This window comes from Ruminococcus sp. CAG:330, from assembly GCF_000437175.1.
In the GTDB taxonomy this organism is placed as follows: domain Bacteria; phylum Bacillota; class Clostridia; order Oscillospirales; family Ruminococcaceae; genus Ruminococcus_C.
In genome coordinates, this window is record NZ_FR898093.1 from 1672 (window position 1) to 16595 (window position 14924).

Sequence of the window (14924 nt, forward strand, 5' to 3'; positions counted from 1 at the left end):
AAGCCGATAAGCTTGGAGAGGGTTTCCACGGCTTCGCTCTGGTGGGCGTGAATGTGATTTCTGACGGTTTCAGGCAGCATAAAAAGTTCCTTCTTTCTCTTATTGTATATAGAATATAGAAATAAACTGATTGCCAGCGGGTCGATTTCGGAATCGCTCTGATTTTATGCAAAATGTTGCTTGTAGGGACACGGCGTGCCGTGTCCGATGATAGAGGAAACCAGTGTTTCCTAAAAATATGTAAGAACACGATGAACCGTGTCCTTGCCCTTATTGCACCGCATTCAGTACCGTGCCGTCCTTGAAATAGGCATCCAGATTGTCCAGTGTGACCTGTGCAATGTTATGCAGCGCCTCGTTGGTGAGAAATGCCTGATGGGAGGTCAGCACCACGTTTGGCATGGATACCAGCAGAGAGAGCAGCGTATCCCGCTGTACCGTGTCGGAGCGATCCTCGAAGAAGAACTCCGTCTCCTCCTCGTAGACATCCAGTCCGGCGCCGGCGATCTTGCCGTTCTTGAGGGCATCCAGCAGGGACTCGCTCTCCACCAGCATGCCACGGGAGGTGTTCAGCAGATACACGCCGTCTTTCATCTGGGCGATGGTGTCCCTGTTGATGAGGTGGCGTGTCTGCTCCGTTAGCGGACAGTGCAGGGAGATGATGTCGCTCTTTGCCAGCAGCTCCTCCAGCGATACATAGGGGAAGCCGGCATCCTGTACGGGATAAGGGTCGTATGCCAGAACGTGCATGCCGAAGCCCTGACAGATGCGGATGAAGATCTGTCCGATCTTGCCGGTGCCGATGACGCCGACGGTTCTGCCGTGGAGGTCGAAGCCCACCAGTCCGTTGAGGGAGAAGTTAAAGTCCCGTGTGCGGAAGTACGCCTTGTGAATCTTGCGGTTCAGCGTCAGCAGCAGCCCCATGGTGAACTCCGCCACCGCATAGGGCGAATAGCCGGGAACACGCACCACAGGGATGCGTCCCCGTGCAGCGTCCCGATCCACGTTGTTGTAGCCGGCGCAGCGGAGGGCGATCATCTTGATGCCCTCCTGACACAGCCCGTCAATGACCGTGCGGTCTAGTGTGTCGTTGACAAAGGGAATGACTGCCTCGCATCCGTGGGCGAGGGAGATCGTATCCGGTGTGAGCTTGTGCTCGTAGTATTTGATGTGATAGTGCTGGTTCAGCTGGTCGAACCAGGTGCGGTCATAGGGCTTTGCGTCAAAAAATGCGATTTTTTTCATGGAAATGCCTCCTTATCGTTTTGGGAAAATACGCGGCTTCAGATGCCGCTGGTATAGGATGCGGAACGTGCACATGGTGTAGTCATAGCACAGGAACATGAGATTGGCGATGCCCAGCATGATCCATGCGCCGTACTTGCCGTAGTCGCCCAGAGATTCCAGCAGCTCTTTCATGCCCAGCACGTACACCGTCAGTCCGAAAAAGGCAAAGACGGCTGCGTTGAAGATCGCCAGACCGAGGAGAAAGGCGAGGGGCTTGCAATGGATTTTCTGGAGCTTGGGACGAATCAGGGGATAGTATCCGAAAAAGAGCAGGAATGCCAGTGCAGCATCCTTGTTCGGTGTGACAAAAATGGAGAGAATGCCGACGGAGAGATAGGTGAGGAATCCCCAGTAGGTGCTGGTTTCAATGGCCATGATAAAGATGAGAACGCTGGATGCCATGGGAAGCAGCAGGTAGAACATGGGGAACACGCCGGTGAGAAACATGGAGAGCATGCAGAGGGAGGCGATGATCCCGCCCAATGCAATGCGATAGCTGACAGACTGCATAAAACGCCTTCTTTCATGAAAAACAAAAACGGTGTCCGGTTGTTTTTATCTTACCAGAAAATACATGAAATGTCAACCTGTCCGCTGTTTGAAAGCATGGCAATCAATTTTCATGATAGCCTCCCCTGAAAGGGGAGGGGGACCGCCGTTAGGCGGTGGAGAGGTTTTTTCGTAAAGTCTTTTTATACTTTCGAAAAATCTTTTTATGTTGTTTTTGGCATAAGTGGAGACCCCTCAGTCAGTGCTACGCACTGCCAGCTCCCCTTTCAGGGGAGCCATATTTATTGCGTTTCATACTAAATCAGTTTTGGAAAAAAAGAATACACATCTTTATATCGGGATTTTTCCCTCGGTTTTTCATAGGATTTCCGGTGCTCCCATATTTATGCGCATGCCGGATTCGTGGAACAGGGTTTCGTGCAAACCGTCTGTCTTTTCCAAAAACTTGACCTTTTTTTCAAAATACGCTATAATAAGTCACGCAACACCGGGAGCAGCAGGCTCCCGAATCAAACAAGGAGTTGATCGTATTGATGCATATCCCATTCCTCGCCCAGTCCGCCACCCCCGTTGCCACGGCAACGCAGGAGACCACGCCGGTACAGGCCGTGGCGGACACCGTCAGTGGAGAGGTGGAGCAGGCAACCAGCATCCTGTCCAGAATCTTCACGCCCTTTCTCAACGGACTGCCGTCCCTGATCTTTGCCCTGATCTTTCTACTGATCGGACTTTTTCTGGTCAAACAGATCATGCGCATTGTCCGCCACGCCTTTGAGCATGCCAACATGGACCGCATCATGTCCAGCTTTCTGCGCTCGGTCATCAAGATCGTTTTGTATATAATCCTGTTCGTGATCGTGCTCTCTCTGCTGGATGTTCCCATGGATTCCATTGTCGCCGTAATTGCCTCCGCCGGTGTGGCAGTTGCGCTGGCACTGAAAGACAGCCTCTCCAATCTGGCGGGCGGATTTATCGTTCTGTTCTCTAAGCCTCTCAAGGCAGGCGATACTGTAGAGATCAACGGCACTGTCGGTAAGGTGGAAGCCATCAACATTCTGTACACCCGAATCATCACGCCGGACAACACGGCGGTCTATGTACCAAACGGTGTTGTTGCCGGCAACAAGATCATCAACTACACCGACAAGGAACGCCGACGTGTGGACTTGCTGTTCGGCATCAGCTATGAGGACGACATCGACCATGCCCGTCAGGTGATGCTTCAGGTTTGCGAGAAAGCACCCGAGGCATTACAGGATCCGGTACCGGAGGTCTTTGTGAGCGCCCATGACGACAGCGCCGTGACGCTGCGGCTTCAGGTCTGGGTGAAGAGCGAAAACTACTGGGCGCTGCATTATCGCCTGCTGGAGGACGTGAAAAAGGCGTTTGACGCTGCCGGGATTTCCATCCCGTATCCGCAGATGGATGTCCATGTTCCCGCAGTGAACAGCAAAGATTCGTCAAAGTGACAAAAATTGCGACGAAATTTGTTTTCGCAATTGTTCAAGTTTCAAAACGTTGCATTTTAAATATGTACTTTTTGTAAATCTTCAAAAAAGCGCTTGACAAATGGGGGATGCGTGAGTATAATATAATTATTCTTTCTTAAAAATTTTTTTCATAAAAATCCCCTTACTAAAACGCACACCTGCTCCCTCAGGTGTGCGTTTTACTTTTTCTGGATAATCCGGACGAGTCAGGGAAGAACCGGCTGCAAAAAAAGGCACAGTCCCGTGCGGGGCTGTGCCTTTGTTATGTGGTTGCAATTGTCATGCGGGGCAGGCGTTTACTTGGCGAACTTATCCCAGGAGATAGAAGAGCCTGCTGCGAATGCCGAGTAGTATTGCAGGATGTTGAAAGCATCATCGATGTCGATGACGGCAGTGTCCGTCTTGCCGACCTTGGAGCAGGTGTCTGTGTCCGCCAGATAGAAGGCGAGTTGTTCCATGGCGGGATCAGTTTCTGTACCGCTGTACAGCTTGACATCAGCGCCCGCTGCCAGCTTGGAGTAATAGGACAGCACGGCGAACGAGTCGTCCAGTGTCACGCTGCCGTCGAAGTCCACATCGCCCTTCTTGCCCACCAGAACGTGCTGCGTCAGAGGCTCGCTGTTCCACTTCAGGGGGGTGTCCTGATAGTACAGCTGGACGTTAGACTTGACGTAGCCGTTGCTGCCCGCCAGCTGGGTGTACAGGTTTTCCGGTGTCGCACCCTTGCAGTCCACCAGATCGGTGATATCTGCGTTTTCTGCCACAGTGCCGTCTGCATAAGTGACCGTACCCTGAATGGAGACGGCGAAATCGGAGGCCTTGATTGCGCTGGTGTCCTCAGCAGTGTAGAGGGCGGTGTCATCCTTTTCCACCGAAGTGACGGTGACGTCGGAGATGTCGCCCACGCTGATGGTGGCGTTCTCATAGCTCAGATCGTATTTCTTATGATCGCTGCTGTCCATGGAGCAGTCCGGGCCGAGCTGTGCCGACACTTCCTGTCCGAAGTTGACATGATAGAGTCCGTCGGGGGTGTCCTGCTGGATGACGATGTCCACCTGCATAAAGGGAAACTCATCGGATTTTGCGCCGAGGAAAGCGGCACCGGTGGACAGGGTGCTGGTGCCGGTGAGCCAGGACACACTATCGCAGGTGTCCGGAACCAGAGCGTCTACCGGAAGTGATGCGTCATAGCGGGGGAGCTTCTTGGTTGCGGTGTCCTCCTGATAGTTGTCCTGCCGGATATAGGTGTAGGAGAATGTGCCGTTGCCGTTTTCATCCACTGTGACCGGACAGCTATATTCATGGGTAATCAGACCGGTGGCGGTGTCACGCTCCAGAATGCCATCGCCGTCGGTGTCCACGCCCTGATAGTACTGGACGGAGAACTTCACGCCGCCCTCGCCGTTGCTGCGCAGGGATGCGCCGAAAATGGGATCGAGCGCATACTCTGTCGTGGCGATCATGGAGCAGTTGCTGTTATAGCGCAGCGTCTTGCCGTTGGAGGCGAGAATGCCGAAGCAGTACGGCTCGAACTTGGTCTGGAATGTGCCGGCACTGCAGGTATAGCTGCGGTCGTCCGTGTATCGGGTGGACGCCGTTTTCATGTTCTGGAAGTAAATGTGGCTGTCGTCGCTGTTGTACTTGATCTTGACCGAGGAAACCTGATTTTCCGTGCTGCCGGTGATATAGATGGAAGCCGGAATAATCACATCGCCTGCTGCCAGCTCCTCGCTGGAAACGGTCGTCCGCTCCGGAACGATGCGCAGGGTGTAGGCGTTTGGGTTCGCACTGTCAGAAGCTGCCGAAGCAGAGAACGACTGCGGTGCCAGCATGCTGCACATGCCAAGACTCAGGCAGCATGCTGTGATGAGAGAGCCAATTTTTTTCATAAGAAATCCTTTCTGGAAAGGGGTGTTTGCTGATGCCGGTCAGGCTGGATTGACCACGATCAGCTGCTGCTTTAATTTGCGCATGTCCAGCAGATATACCGTAATGAGCAGGATATCTGCAAAGATCCATGCGACAGGGCTTGCCAGAATTGCCGCATCGTATCCGTACACCGGCACCAGCAGGAAGCACACCAGCGACCGGGCCGCCAGTTCGCTCACGCCTGCCATCATGGGCATCAGGCTATAGCCCATGCCCTGCAGAGAGTTCCGCAGGATGAACAGAATGCCCAGTACCGGATAGAATACGGCATTGATGCGCATGTACCGTACTGCCAGACGGATGATCTCCGTCTGCGAGGCATCCAGAAACAGGTATGCTGTGTATTTCCCCAGGTAGCAAAGAAACAGGATGGAGAAGATGCAGTAGCACATGGACACGATCAGGCTGACACGGATGCCATCACGAATGCGGTAGAATTTGCGTGCCCCAAGGTTCTGCCCGCAGTAGGTTGCCATGGTAATCCCCAGGGATTCCAGCGGTCCCATGACAATGGCGCAGATTTTTTGTGCTGCGGTGACACTGGTAACGGCAACAGAACCGAGTGTGTTCACAGAGGTCTGGAGAATGATCGAGCCAATGGCGGTAATGGAAAATTGCAATGCCATGGGCAGACCGATGGAGAGTAGATGTCCGCAGCGGTTCAGTTCCAGACGCATCTCGCCATGCTGAAAGCGCATGACCTCAAACTTCCGGTAGAGGTAGAACAGACAGAGCAGTCCGGAGATGCCCTGCGAAATGACGGTGGCATAGCCTGCGCCGGCAACACCGGTTTTCAGTCCCAGCAAAAAGACGAAGTCCAGAATGATATTGAGGATCGAGGCAATTGCTAGAAACAGGATGGGGGACTTGCTGTCGCCCACTGCACGGAGCATTGCCGCCAGCAGGTTATAGATGACAGAGGTCAGGAGGCCGCCGAAGATGACGATGATGTAATCATAGGCGTAGGTGTAGATGTCCGACGGGGTGCGCATCCATTGCAGGATGGTTCCCGTGGCAACCATGGTAATGGCAGTGAGCACCACTGCGATCAGTGCGCCGAGGTAATAAGAGTTGGCGATGTACTTGCGCATGCTGCGGTAATCGCCGGCACCGAATGCCTGCGCCACCGGAATGGAAAGACCGGTGCAGATGCCCGTGGCAAATCCGACGACCAGAAAGCTGATGGCGCCGGTTGTGCCGACACCTGCCAGCGCATTGGCACCGAGATAGCGTCCGACGATCACCGTGTCCACCATGCTGTACAGCTGCTGGAGAATGTTTCCAAGTACCATAGGGCCGCAAAAGCGCAGGATCAAACCCAGCGGCTTTCCGGCAGTCATATCTTTTGTCATAAAGAGAAACTCCTTTCGGGAAAGCGTATCCGGCATGGTATTGTTGGTAACCCATCAGCGGCGTACGTTTGACTTTGAAATTTACGTTTCTCTATTATAGCAATCTCCGGTGCATTCGTCTAGTCGCAAATCCAACAAAGATTTATGTGTGAAATTGCATCACTTTCAGCAAAATTGCGGGAGTCCTGCCGAATCTTTCCGGAATGTGTCGGCTTTGTGGCGGATGCGTTCCGGTTCGAGAAAATCTTTGAAATTCGGACAAAAAGACCGGTTTTTTATGCTTTCTTTTTTCTGCGGAATGTGCTATGCTGAAAACAGCATTCCGCTGCGAAAGGAGGGAGTATCATGAAACGACCGCAGACCATTTCCCGTGCCAAACCGATGCACACCGCCGTATACATGGAGGTGTACAGCAGCAATCGGGTCATCTACCGTGTCACTGCCGGTGCTGTTGCCGGCCATGGCAAGACCAGACCGGCGTACGGGGTGATTCTGGAGGACATGCGCACCGGAGAGATCCGGACGCTGCCGGACTTCTCCGAGAGTCTGGAACGAACCATTGCCTTTGCCAATGATCTGGTGCGGCGGGAAACACCGCCGTCCGGACTGTATGACGTGGCGCTGGAATATCTTTCGGCTTCTGTTCCCCAGATGGAACAGAAGCCGGCTGAAACTCCGGCTTCCAAAAAAATTCGATTTTACGTTTGATCCTCTTTGAGAATCTTGTTTCGATAGGCGGCGGCAGCCTGTTCCTGCCGGTTGTCCCCGAAGGTGTAGTACACCTTGTCCCGCAGGATGTCCGGCAGATACTGCTGCTTGACGTAGTGGTTGGGGTAGTCGTGGGGATAGCGGTAGTGCTGTCCGCGAACGGCTGCGTCTGCGCCGTCGAAGTGCCTGTTTTGCAGATGCCGTGGAAAATCCGGCGCACCGTATTCCTCCACATCCGCCATTGCCTTGTTGATCGCTTCGTAGGCGCTGTTGGATTTTGGCGAGGTGGCGAGAAGAATGACAGCTTCTGCAATGGGAATGCGTGCCTCCGGCAGTCCCAGCTGCAGGGCGCTGTCCACACACGCTTTGGTGATGGTGATCGCCTGCGGATAGGCAAGCCCCACATCCTCCGCTGCAATGACCAGAAGCCGCCGGCAGACCGAGAGCAGATCATTTGCTGCCAGCAGCCGTGCCGTGTAGTGCAGGGCTGCATTTTCGTCGGAGCCGCGGATGGATTTTTGCAGGGCGGACAGCAGATCATAGTGCTGGTCGTTGTCACGGTCATAGCGCATGTTGCTGCGCTGGGTGAGCTCCTGCGTCAGTTCGCCGGAGATGGCGATGCCGTCCTCCGTCTGTTCGCCGGAGAGCACGATCAGCTCCACAGTGTTCAGTGCCTTGCGCACATCGCCGCCGCAGCCCCGTGCGATCCAGCCGCAGACACCCTCTGCCAGATGCAGCGGTGTGCCAAGCTGCTCCTCCATCAGACGGAAGCCGCGTGCCACCGCACGTTCCAGCTCCTCCGGCGGAACCGGCTTGAACTCAAACACCGTGGAACGGCTGATGAGGGCATTGTAGACGGCGAAATAGGGGTTCTCTGTGGTGGAGGCGATGAGGGTGATCTGTCCGTTTTCCATGTACTCCAGAAGCAGCTGCTGCTGTTTCTTGTTGAAATACTGGATTTCGTCCAGATAGAGCAGGATGCCGTTCATGCCGGAGAACGTCCCCACCTCTGCCACCACATCCCGAATGTCTGCGGTAGACGCAGAGGTACCGTTCAGCTTGTGGAGTGTCATGGAGGTGCTGTCGGCGATGATGCGTGCCACGGTGGTCTTTCCCACGCCGGAGGGACCATAGAAGATCATGTTGGGGATTTTCCCGCTCTCAATGATTCGCCGCAGGGGCTTTCCCGGAGCGAGCAGCTGGCGCTGTCCCACCACGTCATCCAGTGTCTGCGGGCGAATCCGGTCTGCTAAGGGTGTATGCATGGATTATTCGTACAGCGGGTACTTCTCGCACAGTTCGCAAACGCTCTCACGAATCTCCTCTGCCTTGTTTTCAAAGTCGGAGGCAGCCAGGTACATTGCCTGTGCGATGGTGTCCATATCTGCCGGCTGCAAACCGCGGGTGGTGACTGCCGGTGTGCCGACACGGATACCGCTGGTGACGAACGGCTTCTGCGGGTCGTTGGGGATGGCGTTCTTGTTGACGGTGATGAACACCTCGTCCAGACGGCGCTCAAATTCCTTACCGGTGAGGTCGCCGAAGGGGCGCAGGTCAACCAGCATCAGGTGGTTGTCCGTACCGCCGGAAACCAGACGGAATCCACGCTGCATCAGTCCGTCAGCCAGTGCGGAGGCGTTGGCAACAACGGTCTTGCCGTAGGTCTGGAACTCCGGCTTCAGTGCTTCGCCGAAGCAGACAGCCTTTGCTGCGATGACGTGCATCAGCGGGCCGCCCTGTGTGCCGGGGAATACCGCCTTGTTGATCTTCTTTGCCAGCTCTTCGTCGTTGGTGAGGATCAGACCGCCTCTCGGGCCACGGAGTGTCTTATGGGTGGTGGTAGTGGTGATGTCGGCATAGGGTACCGGCGACGGGTGAACGCCTGCGGCTACCAGACCGGCGATGTGCGCCATGTCTACCATGAGGTATGCGCCGACAGACTTTGCAATCTCAGACAGGCGCTTGAAGTCGATGATGCGGGGATATGCGCTGGCACCGGCAACGATCAGCTTCGGCTTGACTTCCTTTGCCAGAGCCTCGGCACGGTCGTAGTCGATGTACTCATCATCGCCCAACTCGTAGGGAACGAAGTGGAAGTACTTGCCGGAGATGTTGACCGGAGAGCCGTGGGTCAGGTGGCCGCCGTGCGCCAGACTCATGCCCATTACGGTATCGCCCGGCTGGAGCAGTGCGAAGTATACGGCAGTGTTTGCCTGTGCGCCGGAGTGGGGCTGTACGTTGGCATACTTTGCGCCGAACAGCTTGCAGGCACGCGCAATGGCGATTTCCTCCACGACATCTACATATTCGCATCCGCCGTAGTAGCGCTTGTGGGGCAGACCCTCGGCGTACTTGTTGGTGAGGGCAGAGCCCATGGCAGCCATAACAGCCGGAGAAACCAGGTTCTCGCTGGCGATCAGCTCCAGATTGCGGCGCTGGCGACCCAGCTCCTGATTCATAGCAGCGCCCACTTCCGGATCGAACTGCGAAACAAAACCAATGGTGTCCATCATATTCTGGTACATTGTCAAAACTCCTTTTCAAACGTGAATTGCCGGCAGCGGTTGCATGCCGATACACTCTCATTATACTACAAATCACGGGAGAATACAAGCTTTTTCTCGAAAAAACAGCCGGCGCAGAAAGATAGCAGATTTTGTCATTCCTGTATCAGCAGTTCCTCGGTTTCCTGCTGTACTTTTTTCAGCAAAAGAATACGCTTTTTCAGAAGCAGGGCGGACGGTGCCGGAATGGTGTCATCTGCCAAAAGCTGCTCCAGCTCCTCGATGGTATCGCAGATGATGCAGAACAATTGGAAATAGGGTTTTTTGTAGTCTGGCATGCGGAAACCTCCTTTTTGCTTATTATATACCAATTTGGTTTATAAGTCAATATACCATTTCGGTTTGCCCTATAATGAGTAAAAAATGGGGGAAACAGATTTGCTATTACAACGACTTCGGAATTTACGGGAAGATGCGGACTTGCGCCAAAAGGACATTGCAGATTATTTGCACTGTTCACAGGTGACATATTCCAGATATGAGCTTGGGACACGGGAAATTCCGCTGGAGGCGCTTGGTACTCTTGCGGATTTCTACGGTGTCAGTGTGGATTACCTCATGGGGAGAACCGATGAGAAAACGCCGTATCCCAGAAAAAAACGTGCATAGGTGTGCAAAAAGCGGAGAACGTGTGGAAAACGTTCTCCGCTTTTGACTGGTGTTGCGATTTCGGAAGTCAGCGCTTACAGTGCAGCGATGACCTCAACCTCTACCAGCACGCCCTTGGGCAGGTCTGCCACGCCGACACAGCTTCTTGCCGGCTTTGCATCGCCCATTGCCTCGGCATACACTTCGTTGAATGCGCCAAAATCCCGTGCCACATCCTTGAGGAAGCAGGTGGTCTTGACAACCTTGTCGAAACCGGTGCCGGCTGCCTCCAGAACGGCTTTCAGGTTTGCCATGACCTGCTTGGACTGTCCCACAATGTCATCAGCCTCTACCTTGCCGGTTGCCGGATTGATGGCGATCTGACCGGAGGTGTAGAGCATCTCGCCGACCTTCACTGCCTGCGAGTACGGGCCGATGGCGTCCGGTGCGTTTTTGGTGTAAATGGTATCCATGATAAAAACCTCTTTTCTATAACAGGAAACTCAGAACCTGTTTTCACAAGACACTTGTATCCGCTCGTGAAGACGGGTTCTCAGTCCACCAGATGGAATCCAGCTTCCATCAGGGCACTGCGGATTTCCTGAATGTGTGCATAATCTCTTGTCTCCATGGTGATGCGCAGGAAGCAGCCGTTGATGTCGCTGCCCTCACTGGCACGCTCGTGGTGGATGGAGATGACATTGCCGCCCAGATCGGCGATGATGCGGGAGACATCTTTCAGCTGCCCCGGCTTGTCCAGCAGCTCGATGTTGAGCATGCAGCTTCTGCCAGACATCAGCAGACCGCGCTTGATGACACGGGACAGAATGGTCACGTCGATGTTGCCGCCGGAAACCAGACAAACCACTTTCTTACCCTCTACGGGAACCTTGTGGAACATTGCCGCAGCTACCGATGCTGCGCCGGCGCCCTCGGCGATGAGCTTCTGCTTTTCGATCAGTGCCAGAATGGCTGCGGAGATCTCGTCGTCGGTGACAGTCACAATGTCGTCCACGTACTTTTTGACATACTCGAAAGTATGGGGGCCCGGTTCCTTGACGGCGATACCGTCGGCAATGGTGGAAACGGAGTCTAGACAGGTGATCTTGTCGTTGTGAATGGACTCGTACATGCTGGGTGCACCGCTTGCCTGTACGCCGTAGACCTTGATATTCGGGTTCAGCTGCTTAATGGCGAATGCCACGCCGGAGATCAGTCCGCCGCCGCCAATGGGGACGATCACTGCGTCCACGTCTGCCATCTGATCCAGAATTTCCAGACCGATGGTGCCCTGACCGGCGATGACGTTTTCATTGTCGAACGGATGAACAAAGGTGTAGTTGTGTTCTTTCTGAAGCTCCACAGCCTTGTTGTAGGCATCGTCATAGACACCCTTGACCATGCAGACCTCTGCACCGTAACTCTTGGTAGCTTCTACCTTGGAGATCGGCGCACCGTCCGGCAGGCAGATGAGCGCCTTCATGTGGTTCTTTGCCGCAGCCAGAGCCACACCCTGTGCGTGGTTGCCGGCAGAGCAGGCGATGACACCCCGTGCCTTTTCTTCTTCTGTCAGCTGGGACATCATGTAATAGGCACCACGAACCTTGAAAGAGCCGGTGACCTGCAGGTTCTCTGTTTTCAGAAACAGATCACAGTCCGGACACAGCTTCGGTGCCTGAATCAGGTCGGTTTTCCGGATGACACTCCGGAGCACATGACTTGCTTGATAGATTTTATCCAATGTCAGCATGGATAGGACTTCCTTTCCATAAGAAATAAAATGATGGCAGTACCGCCGAAAAGCTTGCAGAACTTTGCGCAGGATTGCCTTAGGACTGCTGTGTGAGCAGCTGGTCGATGAGCTGCTTTGCGGCACGTGCGCTTCTGCCGCTCTTCTGGAGGGCAAACTGTTCTGCCTGTGCGTCCAGTTCCTCTGCGGGGATGTTCAGTCCGTTCTGTTCTGCCAGAGCGTGGACGATTTCCAGATAGAGGTTTTTCTGCGGCCGGCTGTAGGTGATGGTGATGCCGAACCGCTCCGACAGGGAGATGCGCTCCTGTACGGTGTCATTGGAGTGCTTGTCGCTGCCGTCATCGAAGGTCTCCTTGACCAGATGGCGGCGGTTGCTGGTGGCATAGATGACGGTGTTGCGCATCCGTGCCGCAATGCTGCCTTCCAGCGTGGCTTTCAGCGTGCCGAAGTTGGGGTCATCCTCCGAGAAAGTGAGGTCATCAATGAAGAGGATGAACTTCAGCGGATTTTTGCACAGGTGATCCATGATCTGCGGAATGTAGCACAGCTGGTCTTTATTCAGCTCAATGAGCCGCAGTCCGTCGCCCTTGAATGCATTGGCAATCGCCTTGACCGTTGCGGATTTGCCTGTGCCGGCATCTCCGGCGAGGAGGACGTTGGAGGCATACTTTCCGGCGAGGAGCGCCTTGGTGTTTTCCACCACAATGCTGCGCTCCCGCTCGTAGCCTACCATCTGTTCCAGTGTGATGGGGTCGGGATACTGTACCGGAATCAAGTCGCCGCTTGCGCCTACGGTGAACATGTGATGCCGTGCATAGATGCCGTAGCCGTGCTTGGAGATCTCTGCCACACGCCGGGTGTACAGGGCATCCAGATCGGTCTTGTGGGTCTGCCATGCCGGCAGGGGAATGCTGGTCTGCATCTCCGCCTGCACCATGGCAGGCGTCAGCATAGCAATGCGGTTCAGCAGCTTCAATTCTGTGTGCAGACAGGTTTCCATGTTCGGCGAAATGGACTCGCCGGCGCCGGCACGCTGAACGTAGACGTTTTCGTGTTCCAAAACGATCTGTTCCAGATAGCCGGTGAGGTCGTCCGCCCGCTCATACAGAGCGGAGACCATGGCGCTGTAAAAGCGGATTTGTGCGGGTGTGTTCTCCTTGTCGGTGTGGCAGAACTGCATCAGTGCACGAAGCACCGGATCCTGCTGTAAACTGCGGAAAATGACAAGGGCATCTAACCCGTATCCGATTTCTTCTCTGGGAGTCATATGGGTCATCTCTTTCGACTATTTTTTATAAGAGCTCGTGTTCATAGGCGTCTATCTACGTCTTTTCGGCAAATTTTGTTGCATACTGCGTTAAAAATTCTTGCCATACGAAAGTATGCCCGCAAATTTTTGCCTTGTCTGCAAAAAAATTTGCTCGAAAATCCGCATATATTTCCTATGAATACAAGCTCTAAGAATACTGCTTACTTCAGCAGTGCAATGATCTTTTCGGTGCACTCCGTGCAGGACAGCGGTGTTACGCCCTCGCCAGCCAGATCGGCGGTGCGGTAGCCTGCATTCAGATATGCGTCCACAGCATCTTCGATTGCCTGTGCCTCGTCCATGAGGTCGAAGGAATAGCGGAGCATCATGGCTGCGGAGAGAATGGTGGCGATGGGGTTTGCCTTGTTCTGTCCGGCAATATCCGGTGCAGAGCCGTGGATCGGCTCGTACATACCGCGCTTGGTTGCACCCAGAGAAGCCGACGGCAGCATACCGATAGAACCGGTGATCTGGGAAGCTTCATCGGACAGAATGTCGCCGAACATATTGGAGGTAACAACTACGTCAAACTGTCTGGGATTCTTGACCAGCTGCATGGCAGCGTTGTCCACCAGCATGTCGGTGAGGGTGACGTCCGGATAATCCTTTGCCACTTCGTGAACCACTTCACGCCACAGACGGGAGCTTTCCAGCACGTTTGCCTTGTCGATGCTGATGACGTTCTTGTTCCGCTTCTGGGCAGTTTCGAAAGCCACCCGTGCGATACGCTCTACTTCCATTTTGCTGTAGCACTCGGTGTCGTATGCCTCTTCGCCGTACTTGCCCTCTCGTCTGCCACGCTCGCCGAAGTAGATGCCGCCGGTCAGCTCACGCACCATCATGATGTCGAAGCCCTTTGCCACGATGTCCTCCCGCAGGGGGCAGTCACCCTTCAGAGCCGGATACAGTTTTGCCGGACGGAGGTTGGTGAACAGTCCCAGAGCCTCACGGATGCCCAGCAGTGCCTTTTCCGGACGGAGGTGCGGGGGCATCTGATCCCACTTGTTGTGACCGACTGCACCGCCAACGGCACCCAGCAGAACGCTGTCGCTTGCCAGACAGCCATCGATGGTTTCTTTCGGCAGGGGAATGCCGGTGGCATCAATGGCACAGCCGCCGACGATGAGATACGGCGTACAGTGGAAGGTGTGACCGTATTTCTCGCCGATCTTGTGGAGCACAGCAACTGCGCTGTCTACGATTTCCGGACCGATGCCGTCGCCCCGAAGCAATGCAATGTTAAAATTCATGGGAAAGACTCCTTTTTGTTGAGATTCGCAGAGAAAATCAGAGATTTCCTCCAGATACCTATTTATTATACATCATTCTGATGAAAATTACAAGGTTTTTGTGAGAATTCTGCGTTTCGCCATAAAAAAGCCGGTACGGAGGGGGCTGTGTCGGTGATTTTGGTTGTGGATTGACTTGGTTGGGGCT

Annotated in this window: 14 protein-coding genes; 3 read left to right on the forward strand and 11 right to left on the reverse strand. The window is 54.3% G+C overall.

Going from position 1 to position 14924, the window contains the following annotated elements; translation table 11 throughout:
* Nucleotides 1-270: 270 nt before the first annotated feature.
* Both QZL66_RS11325 and QZL66_RS11330 read right to left on the reverse strand, forming a co-directional pair.
* On the reverse strand, nt 271-1245 hold the full coding sequence (locus QZL66_RS11325; RefSeq protein ID WP_022411830.1) for a 2-hydroxyacid dehydrogenase: 975 nt from the start codon (nt 1243-1245) through the stop codon (nt 271-273).
* Nucleotides 1246-1257: 12 nt separating this feature from the next.
* Complete coding sequence (locus QZL66_RS11330) at nt 1258-1797, reverse strand: hypothetical protein (RefSeq protein WP_022411831.1); 540 nt, start codon at nt 1795-1797, stop codon at nt 1258-1260.
* A 533-nt stretch (nt 1798-2330) separates the two neighbouring features.
* Here QZL66_RS11330 and QZL66_RS11335 point away from each other — a divergent pair.
* Complete coding sequence (locus QZL66_RS11335; RefSeq protein ID WP_022411832.1) at nt 2331-3266, forward strand: mechanosensitive ion channel family protein; 936 nt, start codon at nt 2331-2333, stop codon at nt 3264-3266.
* A gap of 317 nt (nt 3267-3583) precedes the next feature.
* Here QZL66_RS11335 and QZL66_RS11340 read toward each other — a convergent pair whose 3' ends face one another.
* Together QZL66_RS11340 and QZL66_RS11345 are read right to left on the reverse strand one after the other, a co-directional pair.
* Nucleotides 3584-5176 carry a cellulose-binding protein CttA-related protein gene (locus QZL66_RS11340; protein ID WP_022411833.1) on the reverse strand — a complete coding sequence of 531 codons (1593 nt, stop codon included), beginning with the start codon at nt 5174-5176 and terminating at the stop codon, nt 3584-3586.
* 39 nt (nt 5177-5215) lie between these two features.
* Entirely contained in the window at nt 5216-6568 is a 1353-nt protein-coding gene (locus QZL66_RS11345; protein WP_022411834.1) for an MATE family efflux transporter, read from the reverse strand.
* A 345-nt stretch (nt 6569-6913) separates the two neighbouring features.
* On the opposite strand from QZL66_RS11345, the gene QZL66_RS11350 reads away from it, so the two are divergent.
* A complete protein-coding gene (locus tag QZL66_RS11350; RefSeq protein WP_022411835.1) occupies nt 6914-7276 on the forward strand; it encodes a hypothetical protein in 363 nt (120 codons plus the stop codon).
* Here QZL66_RS11350 and QZL66_RS11355 read toward each other — a convergent pair.
* The 3 genes from QZL66_RS11355 to QZL66_RS11365 form a co-directional block, all read right to left on the reverse strand.
* Nucleotides 7267-8541 (reverse strand): replication-associated recombination protein A, encoded by a 1275-nt coding sequence (locus QZL66_RS11355; protein WP_022411836.1) that lies wholly within the window; start codon nt 8539-8541, stop codon nt 7267-7269. The genes QZL66_RS11350 and QZL66_RS11355 overlap by 10 nt on opposite strands.
* Nucleotides 8542-8544: 3 nt before the next feature.
* Nucleotides 8545-9801 (reverse strand): serine hydroxymethyltransferase, encoded by a 1257-nt coding sequence (gene glyA / locus QZL66_RS11360; protein WP_022411837.1) that lies wholly within the window; start codon nt 9799-9801, stop codon nt 8545-8547.
* Nucleotides 9802-9935: 134 nt separating this feature from the next.
* Nucleotides 9936-10118 (reverse strand): hypothetical protein, encoded by a 183-nt coding sequence (locus tag QZL66_RS11365; RefSeq protein ID WP_022411838.1) that lies wholly within the window; start codon nt 10116-10118, stop codon nt 9936-9938.
* A gap of 85 nt (nt 10119-10203) precedes the next feature.
* Between QZL66_RS11365 and QZL66_RS11370 the strand changes: the two genes are divergently transcribed.
* Nucleotides 10204-10449 carry a helix-turn-helix domain-containing protein gene (locus QZL66_RS11370; RefSeq protein WP_293615172.1) on the forward strand — a complete coding sequence of 82 codons (246 nt, stop codon included), beginning with the start codon at nt 10204-10206 and terminating at the stop codon, nt 10447-10449.
* Nucleotides 10450-10523: 74 nt separating this feature from the next.
* Here QZL66_RS11370 and QZL66_RS11375 read toward each other — a convergent pair whose 3' ends face one another.
* The 4 genes from QZL66_RS11375 to leuB form a co-directional block, all read right to left on the reverse strand.
* The gene (locus QZL66_RS11375; protein ID WP_022411839.1) at nt 10524-10901 is read right to left on the reverse strand and encodes a RidA family protein; all 378 of its coding nucleotides are present in this window, start codon (nt 10899-10901) and stop codon (nt 10524-10526) included.
* An 80-nt stretch (nt 10902-10981) separates the two neighbouring features.
* On the reverse strand, nt 10982-12178 hold the full coding sequence (gene ilvA, locus QZL66_RS11380) for a threonine ammonia-lyase (RefSeq protein WP_022411840.1): 1197 nt from the start codon (nt 12176-12178) through the stop codon (nt 10982-10984).
* A gap of 79 nt (nt 12179-12257) precedes the next feature.
* A complete protein-coding gene (locus tag QZL66_RS11385) occupies nt 12258-13445 on the reverse strand; it encodes an ATP-binding protein (protein ID WP_022411841.1) in 1188 nt (395 codons plus the stop codon).
* 203 nt (nt 13446-13648) lie between these two features.
* Nucleotides 13649-14737, reverse strand: coding sequence for a 3-isopropylmalate dehydrogenase (gene leuB, locus QZL66_RS11390; protein WP_022411842.1), 1089 nt, complete (start codon nt 14735-14737; stop codon nt 13649-13651).
* Nucleotides 14738-14924 lie beyond the last annotated feature (187 nt).

Coding starts and splice junctions, on each gene's coding strand:
- QZL66_RS11325 (WP_022411830.1), bottom strand. CDS start 1,245: ATGAAAAAAATCGCATTTTTTGACGCAAAGCCCTATGACCGCACCTGG.
- QZL66_RS11330 (WP_022411831.1), bottom strand. CDS start 1,797: ATGCAGTCTGTCAGCTATCGCATTGCATTGGGCGGGATCATCGCCTCC.
- QZL66_RS11335 (WP_022411832.1), top strand. CDS start 2,331: ATGCATATCCCATTCCTCGCCCAGTCCGCCACCCCCGTTGCCACGGCA.
- QZL66_RS11340 (WP_022411833.1), bottom strand. CDS start 5,176: ATGAAAAAAATTGGCTCTCTCATCACAGCATGCTGCCTGAGTCTTGGC.
- QZL66_RS11345 (WP_022411834.1), bottom strand. CDS start 6,568: ATGACAAAAGATATGACTGCCGGAAAGCCGCTGGGTTTGATCCTGCGC.
- QZL66_RS11350 (WP_022411835.1), top strand. CDS start 6,914: ATGAAACGACCGCAGACCATTTCCCGTGCCAAACCGATGCACACCGCC.
- QZL66_RS11355 (WP_022411836.1), bottom strand. CDS start 8,541: ATGCATACACCCTTAGCAGACCGGATTCGCCCGCAGACACTGGATGAC.
- glyA (WP_022411837.1), bottom strand. CDS start 9,801: ATGTACCAGAATATGATGGACACCATTGGTTTTGTTTCGCAGTTCGAT.
- QZL66_RS11365 (WP_022411838.1), bottom strand. CDS start 10,118: ATGCCAGACTACAAAAAACCCTATTTCCAATTGTTCTGCATCATCTGC.
- QZL66_RS11370 (WP_293615172.1), top strand. CDS start 10,204: ATGGGGGAAACAGATTTGCTATTACAACGACTTCGGAATTTACGGGAA.
- QZL66_RS11375 (WP_022411839.1), bottom strand. CDS start 10,901: ATGGATACCATTTACACCAAAAACGCACCGGACGCCATCGGCCCGTAC.
- ilvA (WP_022411840.1), bottom strand. CDS start 12,178: ATGCTGACATTGGATAAAATCTATCAAGCAAGTCATGTGCTCCGGAGT.
- QZL66_RS11385 (WP_022411841.1), bottom strand. CDS start 13,445: ATGACTCCCAGAGAAGAAATCGGATACGGGTTAGATGCCCTTGTCATT.
- leuB (WP_022411842.1), bottom strand. CDS start 14,737: ATGAATTTTAACATTGCATTGCTTCGGGGCGACGGCATCGGTCCGGAA.